This is a genomic window from Pseudomonas sp. S3_G06 (genome assembly GCF_054667565.1).
Map to the genome: position 1 here is coordinate 1,257,122 of NZ_CP162738.1, position 19,902 is coordinate 1,277,023.

At 57.9% G+C, this 19,902-nt stretch carries 18 protein-coding genes; 12 read left to right on the top strand and 6 right to left on the bottom strand.

Annotation, left to right across the window (positions count from 1 at the left end; all coding sequences use genetic code 11):
* The first annotated feature begins 12 nt into the window (after positions 1 to 12).
* From AB4N47_RS05710 to AB4N47_RS05730, 5 genes are all read left to right on the top strand, one after another.
* Positions 13 to 1,125, top strand: a complete 1,113-nt coding sequence (locus AB4N47_RS05710) for a polysaccharide pyruvyl transferase family protein (RefSeq protein ID WP_341637069.1) — start codon at positions 13 to 15, stop codon at positions 1,123 to 1,125.
* Entirely contained in the window at positions 1,122 to 2,354 is a 1,233-nt protein-coding gene (locus tag AB4N47_RS05715; protein ID WP_341637070.1) for an oligosaccharide flippase family protein, read from the top strand. The genes AB4N47_RS05710 and AB4N47_RS05715 overlap by 4 nt, the downstream gene beginning before the upstream one ends.
* The gene (locus AB4N47_RS05720; protein ID WP_024013616.1) at positions 2,345 to 3,448 is read left to right on the top strand and encodes a hypothetical protein; all 1,104 of its coding nucleotides are present in this window, start codon (positions 2,345 to 2,347) and stop codon (positions 3,446 to 3,448) included. Before AB4N47_RS05715 ends, AB4N47_RS05720 begins: the two co-directional genes overlap by 10 nt.
* A 12-nt stretch (positions 3,449 to 3,460) precedes the next feature.
* Complete coding sequence (locus tag AB4N47_RS05725) at positions 3,461 to 4,510, top strand: acyltransferase family protein (RefSeq protein WP_341637071.1); 1,050 nt, start codon at positions 3,461 to 3,463, stop codon at positions 4,508 to 4,510.
* Between the two features lie 178 nt (positions 4,511 to 4,688).
* Positions 4,689 to 5,819, top strand: a complete 1,131-nt coding sequence (locus AB4N47_RS05730) for an SGNH/GDSL hydrolase family protein (protein ID WP_341637072.1) — start codon at positions 4,689 to 4,691, stop codon at positions 5,817 to 5,819.
* 178 nt (positions 5,820 to 5,997) lie between these two features.
* On the opposite strand, the gene AB4N47_RS05735 is transcribed toward AB4N47_RS05730, so the two are convergent.
* Both AB4N47_RS05735 and galU read right to left on the bottom strand, forming a co-directional pair.
* The gene (locus AB4N47_RS05735) at positions 5,998 to 6,411 is read right to left on the bottom strand and encodes a mannose-1-phosphate guanylyltransferase (protein WP_016770593.1); all 414 of its coding nucleotides are present in this window, start codon (positions 6,409 to 6,411) and stop codon (positions 5,998 to 6,000) included.
* Positions 6,412 to 6,442: 31 nt separating this feature from the next.
* Positions 6,443 to 7,276, bottom strand: a complete 834-nt coding sequence (galU, locus tag AB4N47_RS05740; RefSeq protein ID WP_024013613.1) for a UTP--glucose-1-phosphate uridylyltransferase GalU — start codon at positions 7,274 to 7,276, stop codon at positions 6,443 to 6,445.
* 387 nt (positions 7,277 to 7,663) lie between these two features.
* On the opposite strand from galU, the gene galE reads away from it, so the two are divergent.
* The 6 genes from galE (at position 7,664) to AB4N47_RS05770 (ending at position 13,864) form a co-directional block, all read left to right on the top strand.
* Positions 7,664 to 8,680: a UDP-glucose 4-epimerase GalE gene (galE, locus tag AB4N47_RS05745; RefSeq protein ID WP_341637073.1), complete on the top strand. Its 1,017-nt coding sequence runs from the start codon at positions 7,664 to 7,666 to the stop codon at positions 8,678 to 8,680.
* A 230-nt stretch (positions 8,681 to 8,910) separates the two neighbouring features.
* A complete protein-coding gene (locus AB4N47_RS05750; protein ID WP_016775457.1) occupies positions 8,911 to 9,147 on the top strand; it encodes a hypothetical protein in 237 nt (78 codons plus the stop codon).
* A gap of 90 nt (positions 9,148 to 9,237) precedes the next feature.
* Entirely contained in the window at positions 9,238 to 10,353 is a 1,116-nt protein-coding gene (locus AB4N47_RS05755; protein ID WP_177180896.1) for a polysaccharide biosynthesis/export family protein, read from the top strand.
* Positions 10,354 to 10,365: 12 nt separating this feature from the next.
* Entirely contained in the window at positions 10,366 to 11,031 is a 666-nt protein-coding gene (locus tag AB4N47_RS05760) for a YjbF family lipoprotein (RefSeq protein WP_039760706.1), read from the top strand.
* On the top strand, positions 11,028 to 11,789 hold the full coding sequence (locus tag AB4N47_RS05765; RefSeq protein WP_125927268.1) for a capsule biosynthesis GfcC family protein: 762 nt from the start codon (positions 11,028 to 11,030) through the stop codon (positions 11,787 to 11,789). Before AB4N47_RS05760 ends, AB4N47_RS05765 begins: the two co-directional genes overlap by 4 nt.
* Complete coding sequence (locus tag AB4N47_RS05770) at positions 11,786 to 13,864, top strand: YjbH domain-containing protein (RefSeq protein ID WP_341637074.1); 2,079 nt, start codon at positions 11,786 to 11,788, stop codon at positions 13,862 to 13,864. Before AB4N47_RS05765 ends, AB4N47_RS05770 begins: the two co-directional genes overlap by 4 nt.
* 207 nt (positions 13,865 to 14,071) lie before the next feature.
* Here AB4N47_RS05770 and AB4N47_RS05775 read toward each other — a convergent pair whose 3' ends face one another.
* From AB4N47_RS05775 to AB4N47_RS05785, 3 genes are all read right to left on the bottom strand, one after another.
* Positions 14,072 to 15,466, bottom strand: coding sequence for an undecaprenyl-phosphate glucose phosphotransferase (locus AB4N47_RS05775; protein WP_016775452.1), 1,395 nt, complete (start codon positions 15,464 to 15,466; stop codon positions 14,072 to 14,074).
* Between the two features lie 390 nt (positions 15,467 to 15,856).
* Positions 15,857 to 16,516, bottom strand: a complete 660-nt coding sequence (locus tag AB4N47_RS05780) for a winged helix-turn-helix domain-containing protein (protein ID WP_122699470.1) — start codon at positions 16,514 to 16,516, stop codon at positions 15,857 to 15,859.
* A gap of 277 nt (positions 16,517 to 16,793) precedes the next feature.
* Complete coding sequence (locus tag AB4N47_RS05785; RefSeq protein ID WP_341637075.1) at positions 16,794 to 17,534, bottom strand: winged helix-turn-helix domain-containing protein; 741 nt, start codon at positions 17,532 to 17,534, stop codon at positions 16,794 to 16,796.
* Positions 17,535 to 18,024: 490 nt separating this feature from the next.
* On the opposite strand from AB4N47_RS05785, the gene AB4N47_RS05790 reads away from it, so the two are divergent.
* Complete coding sequence (locus AB4N47_RS05790) at positions 18,025 to 18,858, top strand: undecaprenyl-diphosphate phosphatase (protein WP_137214685.1); 834 nt, start codon at positions 18,025 to 18,027, stop codon at positions 18,856 to 18,858.
* 50 nt (positions 18,859 to 18,908) lie between these two features.
* On the opposite strand, the gene dusA is transcribed toward AB4N47_RS05790, so the two are convergent.
* Positions 18,909 to 19,883 (bottom strand): tRNA dihydrouridine(20/20a) synthase DusA, encoded by a 975-nt coding sequence (gene dusA / locus AB4N47_RS05795; protein ID WP_177434885.1) that lies wholly within the window; start codon positions 19,881 to 19,883, stop codon positions 18,909 to 18,911.
* Positions 19,884 to 19,902 lie beyond the last annotated feature (19 nt).

Below are 19,902 nucleotides of genomic sequence, written 5' to 3' on the forward strand. Positions count from 1 at the left end.
GAACTCAAGCTTATGAACGTAACGATTTTGCATGGCTACAGTGCGTCCAACTCCGGTGACGGTCTGCTCGTCGATCTGGCCATTGCTCTGGTGCAGCGTAACTTCGGTGACGACACCGCGATCAGTGTCGTGGCGTCCGACCCTGAGTCGTTCAACTATCTGCCGCACCCGCGTTTCGATGCGCCGGTGATGGCGGCCAAAGGTCTGGGCCGGGTCAAGCAAGCGGTGTTTCTCAATCAGTCCTACGCCGGGCTCGCCGATCTGCTGAAGAAGACCGATCTGATCGTCGGCGTTGGCGGCGGTTACATGCGTTCGAAAAGCGCCTTCGAGCACATCAAGCTGAAGCTCGGCCATGCCAAGCAACTGGAAACCGCGATTCTCAGCAAAGTGCCGTCGGTTTACCTGCCGCAGAGCATCGGCCCGTTCCACGGCGAGAGCAGCAAGATTGTCGAGCACTACGCCAGCGCCGATGCGGTGTTCGTGCGTGACAACCGTTCCTCGGCGATTTTTGACGCTTGCGAAAACGTCTACCGCGCGCCGGATCTGGCCGTGCAGTCGCTGGCGAGCAAGATTCTTCAGCAACCGAAATTCACCCGCTGCGCCGCGTCGCTGGCGACAGTCTGCGTGGTGCTGCGCAAGCCACCGGAGTGGAGCAAAGAGAAGAAGGTCGCCTACGTGGCGAATCTGAAACTGCTGCTGCAGCGTCTGAAGAACAAAAGCAAAGTGGTCTGCGCCGTGCAAAGCGCGGTACGTGGCAACGATGACGGCGCGTTCTACCGCGAGCTGGGCATCAACGAAGACCTGCTGTCGCTGAAGGCAACCATCGCCAAATACCAACCGGACCTGGTGATCTCGGTGCGTCTGCACGGCGCCATCGAATCGCTGCTCTCCGGCGTGCCGGCGTATCACATCAGCTACGAGCGCAAAGGCTTTGGCGCCTATCAGGACATGGGCGTCGAGGACTGGGTGATCAACGGCGGCGATATCGACGTCGACACCATCATCAACACCGTTTACGCACCGAATGCGCTGGCGGATTTCGGCAAGCGCCTGACCGACACCTGCCGCGAAATCGAAGCGAAAACCGTGGCCATGGACGAAATCATCAAGGGTGTCGTTCGATGATATTTCGGCTGTTGCTTCGCGGCGGAGCCTTGGGCGCGAAGTTCTTGCTGGTGTTGGCCATCACCCATTACCTCGGTTACGAGGCGCTGGGCTTTTATGGTGTGGTGGTCGCGGCGTCGTTGATCGCTTCGAAGTTCTACAGCGTCGGCTTCAGTTCCGAAATAAACCGGCTGATCAGCGTCGGCGGCAGTTCGCGGCGGGTGGTCGACAAGGTTCTGCTGCTGTATCTGGCGGTGGGGCTGTTGCTGTCGGTGCTGACGGTACTGATCTATTCGCTGTTCCAGTCGGTGGAAGCAACCGCCACGTTGATCCTGTGCGTGACGCTGGTGCTGCTCACCGAGCACCTGTCGTTCGAAATCAATTCCTTCGTGTTTTCCGCGCAGAAAGCCACCGCCGGTGCCTTGCTATTCTTCATCAAGACTGGCCTGTGGGCGGTGTTGGCGGTGGGCGGCATGGTGCTCGGCTGGGTCGCGGGCATCGCCAGTGTGTTGTGGCTGTGGGTCGCCGCCAACGTGCTGGTGATCGTCGCTGGTTATTTGATCGTGGTGAACGTGCACAAGGGCCGCGAAGCCGCGCCGCTGGACACCGCCACGGTGTGGAAGGCCGGGTTGCCGTTCTATCTTGGCACCGGTCTGATCGCCCTGAGTCAGTACGCTGAGCGCTTTCTGATCATCGACCTGGAGCCCTACGCCAGCCTCGGTAAATATGTGTATGCGTGGTCGGCGGCCAACACTTTGCAGGCGTTGTCCTATGCGGTGGTGGCAGTGGTCGGCATTCCGGTGTTGGCCAAGCGTTTCCAGGCCGATCAGCAGGCATTTACGGTCAGGCAACTGTTCGTCAACAAATGGGTGATGCGCTCGCTGGTGGTCTCCGCCGTTGTGGCCGTGGCGATCTATGTGTTTTTCAATGTGCTGCTCGATTACGTCGCCGCCAGCGTGCCGCGTCCGGATAACGCGCTCCTCGCGGTGCTGATCTTTTCGTTCGCCTTGCGGGCGATTGGCGACATTGTCTGGGGCGGTTTGATTGCCTCGAAAAACAGCCGGGTGTCGCTGGCCAGCGCGGCGCTCTGCCTGCTGATTTCAGTGCCGGTCAGCTATGTGCTGATCAAGCATTACTCGATCTATGGCGCGGCGTGGGGCAATGTTTTCGCCATCGTCGTGCAGCTCAGTGTGATTGCAGTGTTGACCCGTGTCACCGGCGCGAAAAAGGCTGCGCTGTCATGGGCCTGAAACTGCCGCGCATCGAGTTTCGTGGGCGCAAATTCGATTCGTCGATTTCCTTTCTGATTCTGTTCACCGGGCTGTTTCTGTCAGTGGCGATGCCGCTGTTGGTGCCGCGCGATCCGGGGCCGGATGCGATGACCTTGTGGTCGTCGTATGCGCGCGCCGACAACTGCAATTTCTGGAATCCGTTCTCGCCGGATCGCTCGTCCTACGAGTGTTCGGCGTTCCTGCTGCGGCCCACCGGGATCAACCTGACCAATGCCTGGGCCTACGGCATGTTCTGCAATTTCTTCCTCACCGCAATTCCGGTAGTGGTGTTCCGGCGCATGCCGTTGACCATTTTCGGCACCCTGTGCCTATGGGGCATCGTGCGTTCGTTTTTCCTCGAGAACCTGACCAAGGAAATCATCGTGTCGGTGGCGGTGTTGAGCATTCTGCTCAGCGCATTGACGCGCAAATATCGCGGCGGTTTTTTTCTTTCGGCGGTGATTTACGGTGTGCTGATCCGGCCGTACTGGATTCTGTTTTCGCTGTCGTGGGTCGGCGTCTGCGTGATGAAAAAGTACGTCTCGCGTTTCACCTTCTTTCTGATGCTGTTCCTGTTTTATCTGGCGGTGGCCATGGCCATTCAGCTGGCGCTGGGCTTTCCGGTGTCGTCGATCCGCGCCAGTAACAACGAGCTGCGCACGGCGGGCGAGGAGGGCTCGAAATCGCTGATCGTCTCGTGGCTCAGCGGCAGTGACTTCGTCTCCCAGGCACTGGATTCGATGATCATTTTCTTCCGCCTGTCGTTCCCGGTTGAGCTGATTCTGCTGTCCGGGCCGGGGCAGGTGATCTTTGTTGCGCTGATGATCATGACTGCACTGCTGCTGTTCAAGGTCATCACTTCGACCGACTACAAGGGCGCGCCGATCCAGACCAAACCCAAGGAACTGATCGCGATTCCGCTGGCGTTTCTGTTGGTACAAGGCTTGTTCGAGCCGGACTTCGGCTCCTTCGCCCGCCACTTCTCGATGGTCGTGCCGGTGTTGTTCGTTGGCCTGGGCTTGATGCTGCGCGCGAACAAACCGGCGCAGGTCGAATCAAGAATTCTCACTTAAGGCAGGTGCTCTATGTCGAGCAAGAAAAAATCCCTGGAGATCGAAACCCTGCGCGGCCTGGCGTGCCTGCTGCTGGTGCTCTATCACGTCATCGGCCCGCTGGGCGGCGGCTTGAAGATCGACATCGGCTCACCGTTCCGGGTCATCGCCGACTCGATGGTGTACGTGCGCATGCCGCTGTTCACGTTCATCTCCGGCTACATCTATTCGATCTACAAGATTCGCGGTAATGACTTTTCCGCCTTCTTCGCTGGCAAGGTGCGGCGGCTGATCGTGCCGCTGTTCTGCGTCGGCGTGCCGTTCTCGGTGCTGCAAGCGGTGGGGCCGGGGGTGAACAAGGACGTCGGCGTGATCGATGCGTTGTTGTCGTTCTGGGTACCGATCAACCACTTCTGGTTCCTGCAGGCGGTGTTCAGCATTTTCATCTTCGTCGGCTTGCTGGAGTGGCGCGGCCTGCTGCGTTCGGCGACGCGGTTGTATGGTTTGTTTGCGTTTGCGGCGGTGCTGTTCCTGCTGCCGCCGTTGCCGCTGGATGCGTTCGGTATCAACGGTGCGATTTACCTGCTGCCGTTTTTTGTTGCAGGGATGATCGGTCAGGAAAATGTCGATATTTTGAAGCAGCGTTTCAAAGTGATCGGGCCGCTGTTGTTTGTGCTGATCTCGCTGACGCTGTTGTACGTCGCGGCGATCGATCGTGAGCTGATTGTCGATCGCCGCAGCCTGATTGGTTTAGCTGTGGGTTGCGTGTCTTGCATCGCGTTGCTGTCGAGTGACATGCGCTCGAAAGCGCTGACCTGGCTCGGTGGATATTCCTATGCGATTTTCCTTTTTCATGTGCTGTTCGCAGCGACCTCGCGGTTTGTCCTCGGGCGCCTCGGCGTGAAGGATGAGAGCTTGCTGGTGCTCGGTGGTCTGAGTTGTGGATTGCTCGGGCCGGTGCTGTTGGCGATGGTGTTCAGCCGGTTCAATTTCACCTCGGTGCTGTTCCTTGGCGAGCGCGCGGCGAAGCGGAAACCGTTGGCGCCCATCACCCCGGTGGTACAGACGCAATCCTCCCTGTAGGAGCTGACGAGTGAAACGAGGCTGCGATCTTTTGATCTTTTGTCGTGGCTTGCGAAGGTCAAAAGATCGCAGCCTCGTTTCACTCGTCAGCTCCTACAGTGGATTCGTGCAAGTCACACCATCCTTGTGGGAACGAGCCTGCTCGCGAAGGGGCCATCTCGGACAAAGGAAATATTCAATGATGCCAGTAGACGCCCCTCCACCAGTCGCCACTTCGGCCATCACGGTAGACGATGCCCGCCAGCGTTTTGCGCAATGGCGCGAGGGCAAGGCCGGCAAGGTGTTGGCGGTTTCGGTGATCGGCGACAGCTACACCGCCGGGCAGGATTTCTACCTGAACAAACTGGTGCAGCGAGTGGCCGCCGAGGTGGGTTTTGCCGGCCCCGGTTACGTCGGTTTCAACCACGGCGCGGCGCTGGGCGGCACGCACTTCAAATACACCCGCAGCAGCGACAAATACTTCGGCGGCGGCTGGAAGGTTTCCGAGCTGGGCCAGGCCAGTCCGGACAGTCGCACGATCAGCGGCAAGCCGGGCGCCTGGTTGCAAGTCTCTGCCAGCCCTTCGCCGCGCATCGATACCACGGTCACTCAGGCGAAACTGTTGTATCTGGGCAACGGCGAAGCCGACGAGCTGCGCTATCGCTGGTCGCCCGCGCAAGCCTGGCAACCGTTGAAACTCGCAGGCTCGGGCGTTCAGGAAGTCGCGCTAGCGGGCGTTCCATCAGCCGCAGACTGGTCATTCAGACTGGAAGTGGTGAAGGGCGCGCCCACGTTGTTCGGCCTTTGGATGACGAATGATGAGAAGGGCATTCGGGTGTCGAAACTGGCGGCCTCCGGCGCGGCATCCGCGGATTTCTATCACGCCGGTCGACAGTGGCAGGCGCAATGGAAAGCGGTGGTGTCGAAGATCCCGGCCGACGTTTACCTGATCATGCTCGGCGGCAACGATCAGGGCTTCGGCGTCAAACCTGCGCAGTACCTGCAAAACGTTCAGGGCCTGGTGAGCATGCTGCGCGAGATTCAGCCGGCGGCGAGCATCAACCTGATCATGCGCCAGGACACCACGCGCTCCAGCGCTTATCCGATGTCGGCCTACGCGCAGGTGCTCGAACCGTGGGCGCGTGAGCAGCAGCTCGGTTTTGCCAACCTGCAATGCGCGTTCGGCCCCGACGTCAAACGCTACGCCAGCGCGATGATCGGCCCGGACAAGATTCATCCGTTGCCGGCCACGGGCGGGAAGGTGATTGCCGATTATTTTTATGGCTGGATCATGGGTACGAGTACCGGTTGCGACGACTCGCCACCATGATCGTTCCCACGCTCCGCGTGGGAATGCCGCCCGGGACGCTCCGCGTCCCTCCGCAGTGTGACGCAGAGCGTCACTGGATGCATTCCCACGCGGAGCGTGGGAACGATCAATGCTGACTGTGCCGCCGCTTTCGCGAGCAGGCTCGCTCCCACAATGGATTGGCGTGAAGCCCGGGTGATCAGGCGTCGTGTTTGAAGGCGTCGATGAGCCCCAGCAGTTCGTCAAGCTTGCGCGGCATCAACCGCGCATCACAGCGGGTCTCGACGTTAATGATGATCGCCGGGTCGTTGCAGCAGATGCGCACGCGAAAGCGCCAGTCGCTGAAGATCACTTTCAGGCCATCACGGTCATCCATTTCCAGCGCCTGTTCGCCATACAACGCTTTCAGGTGCGCGAGCAGCGGATAGGGATCACGCAGCGGCCGGCGAATATCGCCGGACGCAGGGAACACGCCGATTCGCTCCACCAGCAGAATCGTGCCCAGCCAGGTCTCGTTGGCGCTGGGCAGCGGTTGATGGCGCGACAACCAGCTCATCACCCCGAGGTTGCCCACCTCACGTTCAATCTCTGTCGAATGTTGTGCAATGTTCATGGTTGCCTGCCTCTGGTGGTGGGGAGTCGTCTCAGCGGCCCTTGAGGTACACGTTGTCGTAGCAGAAGTTGGTCGCCTGCAGATAACCCTCGGCATCGCCGCAATCGAAGCGCAGGCCTTTGAATTTGTAGGCCAGCACGCAGCCGTTTTGCGCCTGTTTCATCAGTGCGTCGGTGATCTGGATTTCGCCGCCCTTGCCCGGTTCGGTGTCGGCGATCAGGTCGAAGATGTCCGGGGTGAGGATGTAGCGCCCGATGATCGCCAGGTTCGACGGCGCGTCCTGCGGCGCCGGTTTCTCCACCATGTTGTTGACCCGGTAGATGCCCTCGGAAATCAGCTCACCGGCAATCACGCCGTACTTGTGGGTCTGGTCGGCCGGGACTTCCTGAATGGCGACGATCGAGCAGCGGAATTTCTTGTACAGCTGAATCATCTGCGACAGCACGCCGTCGCCTTCGAGGTTCAGGCACAGGTCGTCGGCCAGCACCACGGCAAACGGCTCGTCGCCGATCAATGGGCGGCCGCTGAGAATGGCGTGGCCCAGGCCTTTCATTTCCACCTGACGGGTGTAGGAGAAGGTGCAGGTGTCGATCAGCTCGCGGGTGCCGGCGAGGAATTTCTCTTTCTCGGTGCCACGGATCTGGTGCTCAAGTTCGTAGCTGATGTCGAAGTGGTCTTCCAGCGCGCGCTTGCCCCGGCCGGTGACGATGGCCATGTGTTGCAGGCCGGCGTCCCGCGCTTCTTCAACGGCGTATTCGATCAACGGCTTGTTGACGATCGGCAGCATCTCTTTCGGCATGGCTTTGGTCGCCGGCAAGAAACGCGTGCCGTAGCCGGCAGCGGGGAACAAACATTTACGAATCATAAAAGTATCCTGAACAGTCATGGAACACAGGCGACGGTTGCGCACCACAAAGTGGCGGCAAGTTTCAATGATTATTGAAGGCTTACTTTAATACCCGAGTCAGGTTGTTGCTGGCAATTAGTTGCGCTGTTAAAAAGCGCTAATGTTATGAGATGTCGACTACTTGGTTATTAGTTATTTTTAGTCGGTATCTGTCGATAGTGATAAGTGTCCAGGGAGTGCTAATAAGTATCCGTCAAACAGTTTGACCGGCAAAAATAATTATTGCCAGTGGTTGAACTAAATTTGTTTGAGGTTGTTGTCGCCCTGTTTGTGTGAATTGCTCCGCATATCCACCAGGCATGGCTTGACACGCTACCGGGTATTTATTCAATGACGGACCGCGCTATGAAGATTCTGGTAACGGGTGGTGCCGGCTATATCGGCTCGCATACCACACTTGCATTGCTTGAGGCAGGTTATGAAGTTGTCGTTCTGGATAATCTTTGTAACAGCAGCGACGCAGCACTTCACGCCGTTGAAGCCATTTGTGGGAAAAGTGCATGGATGATTCGCGGCGATGTCTGCGATCGGCCGCTGCTCGACCGGATTTTCCGCGAGCATCAGATCGACGCCGTGCTGCACTTCGCTGGGTTGAAAGCCGTGGGCGAGAGTGTGCGCAAGCCGCTCCAATACTACGAAACCAACGTCGGCGGCAGCATCACCCTGTGTCAGGCGATGGCAGCGGCGGGGGTGTTCCGGCTGGTGTTCAGTTCCTCGGCGACGGTGTACGGCGAGCCTGAAGAGATGCCGATTCGCGAGGATTTTCCTACGGGCAATCCGACCAATCCCTACGGTCAGTCCAAGCTGATCGTCGAGAACGTGCTGCGCGACCTGAGCCTCGCCGAGCCGCGCTGGAGCATTGCGCTGCTGCGCTATTTCAACCCGATCGGCGCCCACGCCAGCGGGCACATGGGCGAAGACCCCAACGGCATCCCGAACAATCTGGTGCCGTATATCAGCCAGGTTGCGGTCGGCAGCCTGCGCGAGCTGTCGATCTTCGGTAACGATTACCCGACCGCCGATGGCACCGGCGTGCGCGATTACATTCATGTCGTCGATCTGGCGGACGGGCATTTGAAAGCGTTGCAGTCGATCAGCGAGCGCACCGGCATTCACACCTGGAACCTCGGCACCGGCGATGGCTACAGCGTGCTGCAAGTGCTGCATGCCTTCGAACAGGCCTGCGGGCGGCCGGTGCCGTACCGGATGATGCCGCGCCGCGCCGGTGATATCGCCGAGAGTTTTGCCGATGCTTCGAAAGCGGCGAAAGAGCTCGGCTGGAAAGCCACGCGCAACTTGCAGGACATGGTTGCCGACACTTGGCGCTGGCAATCGAATCATCCCAATGGTTATTCGCGATGATGGCCATTTAGTCCGATGTTAGTTTCAGTCAGGTTGTTAGATAACGTCGGGAAATTACACTGGCAATGCCATTTGCAAATCCGTAGATATAAACCTGCCGTTCGACTTTAGCAGTTGCACAGGACTGTGAAAGAACAACGGATCTTGTTCGCGCTCTTTGCGGACTTGAAAGCTACCAGCTCTGACACAGATCTGTTTTTTAACAGTTCGAATGTTAGAAAGGAGTTGTTATGAAAAAAGTGATGGCAGTTGCCCTGTTGACGATGTTGAGCAACTGGGCTGCCGCCGCTGAAGCGCCGTTGACAGCGGTAACCAATGTAGGTGGCAGTGTGGCGGCTTCGCAAGCGCCCGCGGCCAGTACTGCAATGGTTGCCAGTGCTGTAGCGGCGTCCAACAGCGGTGGCAGTGCCAACGGCGGTACCACCGGTACGACGGGTACCACCGGTACAACCGGCACGCATAACTAACAGGAACATTTGTTAGTGCAGTACAGAGTCGCCCGACGCAAGTCGGGTGACTTTGTTTTTGGATTCGCCCTTGAATAGCGTAGTGCCATTATGACTCGTAGTGTTTATCTTTTAATGTTGGCAAGTCTCGCTTTGCAAGGTTGCATGTTTTCCCCCGGCCAGTACCTGAGCACCAGCGATATCACCCGCCAGGGTGCCAGCGAAAGCAGTCGGGTCGAGCTGATTCCGATCACCCCGAAGCTGATCGCCATGAACCGCGCCACCCAGAAGCGTGAGTCGCTGCCGGCGGAGCTGCTGGTGACGCCGGCGGAATATCGCATCGGCAACAATGACGTGCTGTACATCACCGTCTGGGATCATCCGGAGCTGACCGCCCCCTCCGGCGCGCAACAACAGATCGATGCCAACGGCCGTCTGGTGCGCTCCGATGGCACGCTGTATTACCCGTTCATCAAGGAAGTCCAGGCCGCTGGCCGGACTATCCAGCAACTGCGCGCGGACATCGAACAGCGCTTGTCGGCGTTCATCGCCGAGCCGCAGGTCGACGTCGCGGTGCTGCGCTTCGCCAGCCAGAAAGTCGTGGTCACCGGCGCCGTCACGAAGGCCGGCCCGCAAGCGATTTCGACCAATCCGCTGAGTGTGGTCGAAGCCCTCGGTTCTGCTGGCATCGACACCAATAACGCCGACTTGTCGGGCCTGCTGCTGACACGCAACGGGCGGGTCTATCCACTCAATCTCGACACGCTCAATCAGCAGGATTCCGAACTGCAGAACGTCTACCTCAAGGGCGGCGATCAGCTGTATCTGCCGTACAACGACAACAAGCGCATCTACGTCATGGGCGAAGTCAACCAGCCGCGCGCGCTGAGCTTCAAGACCGCGACCATGAACCTCTCTGACGTGCTCGGTTCGGTCGGTGGCCTGAGTCAGACCAGTTCCAACGGCAACGCGGTGTACGTGATTCGCGGCGTGGAAAACCTCGACGTCGAGCCGGCAAAGATTTATCAGCTCGAAGCCGAATCACCGACCGCCATGGCGCTTGCATCGCACTTTCAGGTGCGGCCGCAGGATGTGGTCTACGTCGGCCCGGCCAACGTCACTCGCTGGAACCGTTTCATCAGCCAGTTGGTGCCGTCGGCGTCGATTGTCGGCACCGGGGCTTCGGCAGCGAAGAACTGGAGCGAATACAGCAACAACAGCAAATAAGGCCGCCCGACTGTGAACCTATTGAAAGTGGGCGTCTGCCTGATGGCGGCCTCGTTGCTGTGCGGCTGTAACCCGCTGATGAGCGCATCGCTGAACAACCTCAAAGCCGCCGTCGTCGGCCCCGACGAGGTTGATGTGACAGCGGCCGAAGTCGCCGGGGTCAACTACCCGCAACTGAAACTGACCACGCCTTCTGGCTCAGGCGTGCTGGCGCTGGTGCGCGAGCGTGAAGACCTGCAATTCTGGGTCGCCTCCGGCAAGCAGGTTTTGCTGCTGCGCGATGGCCTCGCCGTGCGCAGCATCGGCCTCGGCCTGCAAGGTGATCTGGATGGCACGCGGCTGGCCGATGACTCGCCGTTCAAGCAAGGCCTGCATCACGTTGCCGACGGTTTCACCACACGGCGCTGGATCGATCTGTACAAGGGCCAGGAAGTCGGCGTGATCGTCAACAGCCGCTTTTCCCGCCGTTCCACCGAGACCCTGGAGATTCTCGACAAGGCTTACTCGGTGCTGCGCGTCGATGAACAGATCGACGCGCCAGCCATCGGCCTCAGTGCGACCAACCGTTACTGGGTCGACCCGCGCGACGGTTTCATCCTGCAAAGCGAGCAACAACTGACCTCGCAACTGCGCGTGAAGCTGGTGCAATTGACTCCTGACCGCAGGCATCTGCCGTGAAGCGCTTAAGCCTAATCGCGGCGGGTCTTCTGCTGATCGCAGGGGCGAGTCAGGCCGCCGTCACTGTGTCTGGCGACGTCGCCAATCCCGGTCCGATCGCGTTGCCGCCGGGTGGACGCCTGTTCGATGTGATCAGCGAAGCCGTGCCCAATGCCGAAGGCTATTGGCTGGCGGGCGGCTTGTTGCGCCAGTCGCTGGTCGAGGAGCAGACGCGGCTCAAGGTCGGCGTGCTGTTCGATCTCGAGGTGCTGCAACGCATGGCGACGCTGTTCGATCGGCCAAGCCGCGCGGCATTGGCGCAGCGCATTGCCGAAGAGGTTCGACAAATGCCAGTGACCGGACGGCAGATCGCTGACCTCGATCCGGTGGCGGTGGAAGTCGGCTTCGCGCGCAACATTCGTCTGGATGACGGCGATCGGCTGATCTATCCGAAACGGGTTGATGAAGTGCAGGTGTTGGGCGCGGTCACCGAGCCGTGCCACCTGCCGTACCAGCCATTGCAGGAGGCCCGCGAATATCTCGAAGGCTGCTCGATTCTCGACGATGCCGAGGCCGATTACCTGTGGTTGATCCAGCCCAACGGCGTGTCGCGGCGCGTCGGCATCGCCCACTGGAATCGCGAGTCCGGGCAGTTTCCGGTGGCCGGCAGCAGGATTCTGGTGCCGATTAAAAATGATGATCTAGATCCGCCTCTTCCTGAACTGAATCAGCAGTTGGCCGAATTCATTGCCACGCAGCTGGCCGAGGTGGTTCGTTGAAGTTACGTTTTGCAGCTGTGTTGTTATTGCCCTGCGGTCTGGCTCACGCCGAGCCGCGCGTTACTCAGAATGACTTCGGTGGCGCCGGTCTGTTGCAGACGCCAACGGCGCGCATGGCCCCGGCCGGCGAGCTGAGCGTCAATGCCAACCGCACCGACCCGTACAGCCGCTACAGCGTGTCGTTGCAACCGCTGGACTGGCTCGAAGGTTCGTTCCGCTACACCGCGATCACCAACCGGCCGTACGGCTCGGAGGCCCTCAGCGGCAGTCAAAGCTACAAGGACAAGGCGGTCGACGCCAAAGTGCGCCTGTGGCAGGAAAGCCACTGGGCGCCGGAAGTGGCGCTGGGCTTTCGAGATATCGGTGGTACCGGTTTGTTCTCCAGCGAATTCTTCGTCGCCAACAAGCGCTTCGACAATTTCGACTTCAGCGCCGGCATTGCCTGGGGCTACATCGGTAATCGCGGCGACTTCGACAACCCGCTGGGTTACGTCAGCAATCGCTTCGATACGCGCCCGGCGCTGGAAGGCACCGGTGACGTCAACTCCGGCTCGTACTTTCGCGGCAAGCCTTCACTGTTCGGTGGCGTGAGCTACCAGACGCCGTGGGATCGGCTGAGCCTGAAGCTGGAATTCGAAGGCAACGACTACAAGAACGAGCCGAAGGACAACGAGATCAAACAGGACTCGCCGATCAACCTTGGCGCGGTGTTCAAGGTGACCGATTCGATCGACCTGAGCGCTGCCTGGGAACGGGGCAACACGGCGATGTTCGGCGTGACCTTTCACACCAATTTCGTCAGCCGCAAGGCGCCGGCCAAGACCTACGATCCGACCCCCGAACCGCTGCCGGCGAAGGCGCCGACGACCTCAATGGAACAGGTCAACTGGGCCGATGTGTCGCGGCGTTTGCAGCAGAATGCCGGGTACAAGGTCGAGCGCATCAGCCAGCGCGATTCCGAACTGATCGTCTATGGCGAGCAGCAGCGTTATTTCCATTCGTCCAAAGCCGTTGGCCGCGCGAGCCGGATTCTCGACAACAGCGTCAACGACGACATCGACTGGTTCACCGTGGTCAACAAGCGCTACGACTTGCCGCTGGAAGAAACCAGCCTGCCGCGGCAGACCTTCCGCGAAGTGATCAACAACGAAGAGCCCTTGGAGGCGCTGCACCGCACCACCGAAATCAACCCGGCGATGCCGCACAACGAGAAGACCCTCTACACCGAAGCGCCGCAGCATTTCAGCTATGGCGTGGGTCTGGGCTTCAAGCAGAACGTCGGCGGCCCGGATGGTTTGCTCTATCAATTCAGTGCTGATGCGGACGCGGAATATCGCTTCAACCGCAACACCTGGTGGAGCGGATTGCTCAGCGCCAACCTGGTCAACAACTTCGACAAATTCGTCTACGACGCGCCGAGCGGATTGCCCCGCGTGCGCACGGATCTGCGCCAGTATCTGACCACCTCAAACACGACCATGCCGTTGTTCCAGCTCAGCCATGCCGAGCAGTTGGACAAGGATTTGTACGGCATGGTGTACGGCGGCTATCTGGAGTCGATGTTTGCCGGCGTTGGCGCGGAAGTGTTGTTCCGCCCGACCGGCGAGCGCTGGTCGCTGGGCGCGGATCTGAACTGGGTGCGCCAGCGTGATTTCGATCAGGGCTTTGCCTTGCGCGATTACTCGGTCGTGACCGGGCATATCACCGGCTATACCGATCTGCCGTTCGACACGCTGGCGGCGGTCAGTGTCGGTCGCTATCTGGCCGGAGACTGGGGCACCACCGTGGACATCTCGCGCGAGTTTTTCAACGGCGTGCGCGTCGGTGCCTGGGCAACCATCACCACGGCCAGCAGCGCCGAATATGGCGAAGGTAGTTTCGACAAAGGCCTGTACCTGTCGATCCCGTTCGACGAAATGATGAGCATGTCGACCATGCGCCGCGCCAACCTGGTCTGGGCACCACTGACCCGAGATGGCGGCGCCAGACTGAGCCGCAGCTATCAACTGCACTCGATGACGGATAGCCGGGAAGGGGACATGTTCTATCGCAACTTCGAGAAGATTACCGAGTAGGCGCCAGGGTCCGGGCGCAACTCGAACCCTGTGGGAGCTGGCTTGCCAGCGATGGGCCGCTCAATTACAACTCCATTGCCTGGGCTAACGCTATCGCTGGCAAGCCAGCTCCCACAATGATCCTGCGTGGTTGAGCAATACCGGTGTGCCAAATCCCGCGCACAAAAAAGGGGACTTTCGTCCCCTTGTGATCTGCAGCGCTAAGCCTCAGTAAATATCCTTCGACAACAACGTAAACGGCGTCTTCACCAGGATCTTCAGATCCAGCCACAACGACCAGCTGTTGATGTACTGCAGGTCGATCTCGACACGCTTTTGCATCTTGTCGATGGTGTCGGTCTCACCGCGGCAGCCGCTGATCTGTGCCAGGCCAGTGATGCCCGGTTTGATTCGGTGACGCGCCATGTAAGCGAGGATCTTGCCCGAGTAGTAATTGTTGTGCGCCACCGCATGCGGCCGTGGACCCACCAGCGCCATATGCCCCTGCAACACGTTGAACAACTGCGGCAGCTCGTCCAGCGAAGTTCGGCGGATAAAACGACCTACTGCGGTAATGCGCGAGTCATTGCGGCTGGCCTGTTTTACTTCGCGGTCATCGTGGACACGCATCGAGCGGAATTTCCAGACCTTGATCACCTTGCCGTTCCAGCCATGGCGGTCCTGCTTGAAAAATACCGGGCCGGGCGAGTTGATTTTCACCGCCAGAGCGATGATCAACAGCAGCGGACTGAGCGCGATGATCGCCAGGAATGCCACGGTTTTTTCAACCAGACTCTTGCTCAGGGCAGCGGTGGGGCGGCTGGTCAGCGGACTTTCGTTCAAGTAGATCGCCGGTAGGCCGTCCACGACTTTCACGGAGTGGTTGAGCAGGGTCAGGCTGTTCAAGTCCGGCACCCACACCACATCGACGTTGGCCCCGAGCAAATCGACATACATCGCTTCGATTTTCGCTGCTTCGCACAGCGGCAGGGTGATGTACAAGCGGCGGATGTCGTGGGCTTCGATCAGCTCGAGCAACTCATCCTGAGCGCCAACGACACGCGGTGCGTCGGAAGCGAGGACCGGTTTGTCACCGTTGCTGACCAGACCGATCAGCGGCAGGTTTTCCAGTTGGCTGAGCTTTTTCGCCAGGCCCAACGCCAATTCGCCAGTACCGACGATCAACGTCCGGTGTTCGCTTTTACGCGAACGCTGGTAGTACTTGGAAAACGCATGCAGCGGCGCGTAGAGGAACGCCTGACCGAGGAAGCCATACACCGCCCAGCTGAGAATCACCTGACGGGAAAACAGCTCATCGGCCTGGCAGACAAACGCGATGCACGCCAGCGCGGCCATGGTCATCGACCAGCCCATGAACAAGCGGCCGAGGCCGGTCAGGTAGTTGTCGCGTTTGCGATAAACGCCGCTGAATGTGTAAGCCGGCACCGAGGCCAGGACGGCGAGGGTGGCGCACATTCGGTAGTAGAACGCGACGGTGCCGGTGTGCTGTTCAGCGAGAATGAACAGCAGCGTCACAACGAAAGCCTGTGCCAGCGCCCATTGGCCCCAAAAGGTCAGTCCCTTGAGGCCCGTGCTTCGATTAATACTGAGAGAAAGATCCATACGATATCCCCAAAAGACGTCCATTCAGGTTTCAACAGTTGAAAGCCGAGTTGTTATGCAGACTTATTGTTTTTGTTTTAGCGAGTGTCTTGAGGTAACAACATCGAGAGCCGAACTGTCGTCAGCCAATAGACTAAGTTATTGCCGGGAATGGTGTCTGACGAGTTCTAACAAGATGGCACAATGCCAACTTTTTAATAATTAAATAGAAGGTTGTTAGAAAAGGTCGTAGAGCGGGGGATGAAAAAGCGAGGGAGTATTTGTTACTGTTGAAGGGTGGAGGCAGGGAAGCTTTTATTGAATCAGGGAGGGAAAACCAAACAGAGTGCTCTTCTTGTTGTTGTAGTCGCACTTTATATCTGTTTGTCTCGGTTTGTGTGTCGCTTGTGATTAAGCGACGACTTCCTGGATCAGGCAATATCCGCGATTTCTTACGGCTCGGAACAATCGCTCGCCATTACTTGCGCTCTTGAATTTATCCTGCAATCGGCTCAGGCACATTTCCAGGCCACGGTATTGCTCGGGTTCCCGACCAATGCTGATGATCAAGTCATCACGACTGACCACGCGCTCTTCATGGCTCAGCATTTTCCTGACCAGAGCGGTTTCCAAACCAGTCAGGCTGATCGCAACATTGTCCTTGAGCAACACGCCTTGTTCATCGTCAAGATGCCAGGTGTCGCTGCAAGGCTCAGTGCTCTCGCAGACATTGGAGATATGAGCGCGTTCTGCACTGCGTGTCGGGAAGCTTTGAAACGGATTGTCTGTTTGCGCAGCTCGCCATTCATTTTCAAGGGTGGCCAGTATGCGTTGGGTATCATGTTCGATACTGCGCGCAACATTCTTTCGGCTGAGGCTTGGGTAACTGAACTCCATGACCATCGGGGCGGAAGAGGGCGAAGCAACACCTTCAACAAACATTTGTGCCTGCGACGTGCCAAACGAATTGAAACGCTCACTGGACAAGATGCTTTCCAGTTCACGTTGCGACGTTGTGCTGTGCGTCACAACAACAAAATATTTTCTGGGGAGGGTTGTACTCGTTTCCATGTCTCTCTCCTAAATACACACCAAAATTGGCTAAAAGATAAATCGGCAGGCGAGCAATGACTTCCTCGGAAGTAATCGTAGGCAGGGTTCTGGCCGAAAATGGCCATCGATAAATTCCACTCGATCTGCTGCTATGTTATGGAGTTTTATTGTTATGTGGCGTGATGCCGTGCTCATTCAAGTGCTTGAGTTTTAATAAGTATGAGGCGCAATTGAAACGATATGGCTGCATCAGACGATCCTTCGTACGTATGCAAAAGGGAAGACTGCCCGAGACTCAGGCAGTCGATATCAGGCCCCGCATCAGGCGATAGCCGTAGCCGCGGATGCTCTGAATCGCGTTTGTACCATACATGTCCTTGATTTTTCCACGCAAGCGACTGATTGATTTTTCCAGTGCCCGAGGGTCGTAGAAATTGGTGTTGAGGCCCATGATGCTGGCGATTTCATCATGACTCAGAATGTGATTGCCGGTGTGCGCAAAGGCCTCGAGGATCTTCATTTCGGCGAAAGAGATATCCAGTTTGCGCCGACTGTCCATCAGGCAGATCCGCGTCGGATCAAGCGTGAGATTGATATCTCGTTGCCAGTCTTCGCTGTTGAAGAACTCCGCCAGCAAGTCTTCGCTGTCATCGCTCAATGTGTTGAGCTTGATACAGGCATCTGCCCCGGCGAGGAAATATTTGATCTTGTTGACGGCACCGCGGCCGGTAACGACAGCGCAAATAAGCGGCTTCAAGTTGTCATCGCGCAGGTTCTGCACCAGGGCCAGATTTTCTTCGATAGCTTGTGGATTATCGATGATGACAAAAATGGCGCGGTAGGAACCGATGTAACCGTGCTGCTTATATGAACGAGTGAAAGCACCTGTTTCCAGGATCATATCGGGCTGCACGTGCTTTGCGATCAGCGATCTGAAATGATCAGCCACACCCAGTGTACGACCCAGCGCAAGAACACCGGATTCATTATTTGTCGGGCGCGGACTTCTCGTCGCCAAGTTCCCTGAGAGCATCATGCGTTGACTCGAATTAGGTGCTGACATCGGGATGTTAAAGCACCGGTTCTTATCTGTGACTGACAATTGGTAACATTTGCGCGGATTTTAGACGTGTCTCCCGAGATTTCTAACAATAACTAAGCTTTTCAAGCTTTTAGTTGATTTTCTCGGGGTTGTGAACTAGCGCGTAGATGATGGCTATATGCAATGGTGCCACTATTTTGAGCTTGTGGCGATGGCTTTGTCTATGTCCTTTTGCCACTGATTGGCCATGTCAACAGTGTGTGAAGTTGATCACACTTCATATCTGAACTGAAATATTTGTAGTAATAGATGTAAATTTCTTCCGTTTAGTTCGTCGGCCGACGATTACTAACAGCTCTTGAGTCTAACTCTGCATAAACCCTATTCTTCCGGATCGGCGAATCGCTGTATGAATTACTTCAGATACTCAACCCCTGAGTGTTATTGACTGGTCGCTCACCCTGAGTGCTCTGACGGAGGATTAATGGATTTCTGGACCCTTTTCCAGGTATTGATATTGGGCGCGGTTGAAGGCCTGACCGAATTCTTGCCCATTTCAAGTACCGGCCACCAGATTATTGTCGCCGACCTGCTCGAGTTTGGCGGCGAACGCGCCATGGCGTTCAACATCATTATTCAACTGGGGGCCATTCTTGCTGTGGTTTGGGAATTTCGTCCGAAGATCTTCGAAATCGTCAAAGGCCTGCCCACCGAGCGCAACGCGCAACGTTTCACCCTTAATCTGCTGATCGCGTTTTTCCCGGCCGTTATCCTCGGCGTGTTATTCGCCGACGCGATTCATGAATACCTGTTCAACCCAATCACCGTTGCGGTGGCCCTGGTTGTTGGCGGCATCGTCATGTTGTGGGCCGAACAGCGCAGCCATGTAGTCAGCGTCGAACATGTCGACGACATGCGCTGGTCCCACGCGTTGAAGGTCGGTTTCGTACAATGTCTTGCGATGATTCCCGGCACCTCGCGCTCCGGCTCGACGATCATCGGCGGCCTGCTCTTCGGCCTTTCACGCAAAGCCGCCACTGAGTTCTCGTTCTTCCTCGCCATGCCGACCATGGTTGGTGCCGCCGTTTATTCCGGCTACAAATATCGCGACCTGTTCCAACCCAACGACCTGCCAGTCTTCGCCCTCGGCTTCGTCACCGCGTTCATCTTCGCCATGATCGCCGTGCGTGGCCTGCTGAAATTTATCGCCAACCACAGCTATGCCGCGTTCGCGTGGTACCGGATCGGTTTTGGTTTGTTGATTCTGGCGACTTGGGTGTTTGGCTGGGTGAACTGGACGGCGGCTGCTGCCGCTTGAGGCGTCAAGCCAGGCGAATCAAACCGCCTGGCTGGAGTGAGGGGAGGGCATCAACGACCTTCAAGCAACTCAGCCGCCTGATCCAGCAACGCCAACGGATCTTTTGCCTTGTGAATATCCACCGACAACAACTGACGGAATTTCCGCGCCCCCGGGAACCCGGTGCCCAGGCCCAGCACATGCCGCGTGATGTGATGCATCGCACCACCGGCCAGCAAATGCTCGGCGATATAAGGACGCAACTGCGCCAACGCCTCAGCACGACTAATCACCGGCGCCGAACTGCCAAATAACTGCTGATCCACCTCCGCCAGTAAATACGGATTGTGATAAGCCTCACGCCCGAGCATCACGCCATCGAATGTCTGCAAATGCTCATGGCAGGCTTCCATGGTCTTGATCCCGCCGTTCAGCACAATCTCCAGCTCCGGAAAGTCCGCCTTCAACTGCGCCGCGACGTCATAACGCAACGGCGGAATGTCGCGATTCTCCTTCGGCGACAACCCCTCCAGAATCGCAATCCGCGCATGCACGGTAAAACTCGTGCACCCTGCATCCCGCACAGTCCCGACGAAATCGCACAACTCGGCATAACTGTCGCGCCCGTTGATGCCGATCCGGTGCTTCACCGTCACCGGAATCGACACCGCATCACGCATCGCCTTCACACAATCGGCCACCAACTGCGGATGCCCCATCAGGCACGCGCCGATCATGTTGTTCTGCACACGATCGCTCGGGCAGCCGACGTTCAGGTTCACCTCGTCGTAGCCGTGTTCCTGGGCCATGCGCGCGCAGGCGGCGAGATCGAGCGGAACACTACCGCCGAGCTGCAACGCCAGCGGGTGCTCGGCTTCGTTGTGACGCAGGAAACGTTCATGATCGCCGTTGAGCAGTGCGCCGGTGGTGACCATTTCGGTGTAGAGCAGGGCGTTCTTCGACAGGAGGCGTAGGAAGAAACGGCAATGACGGTCCGTCCAATCCATCATGGGTGCCACACTGAAGCGTCGAGACGGCTCAGGCATGGATTTTACTGGGCTGAAG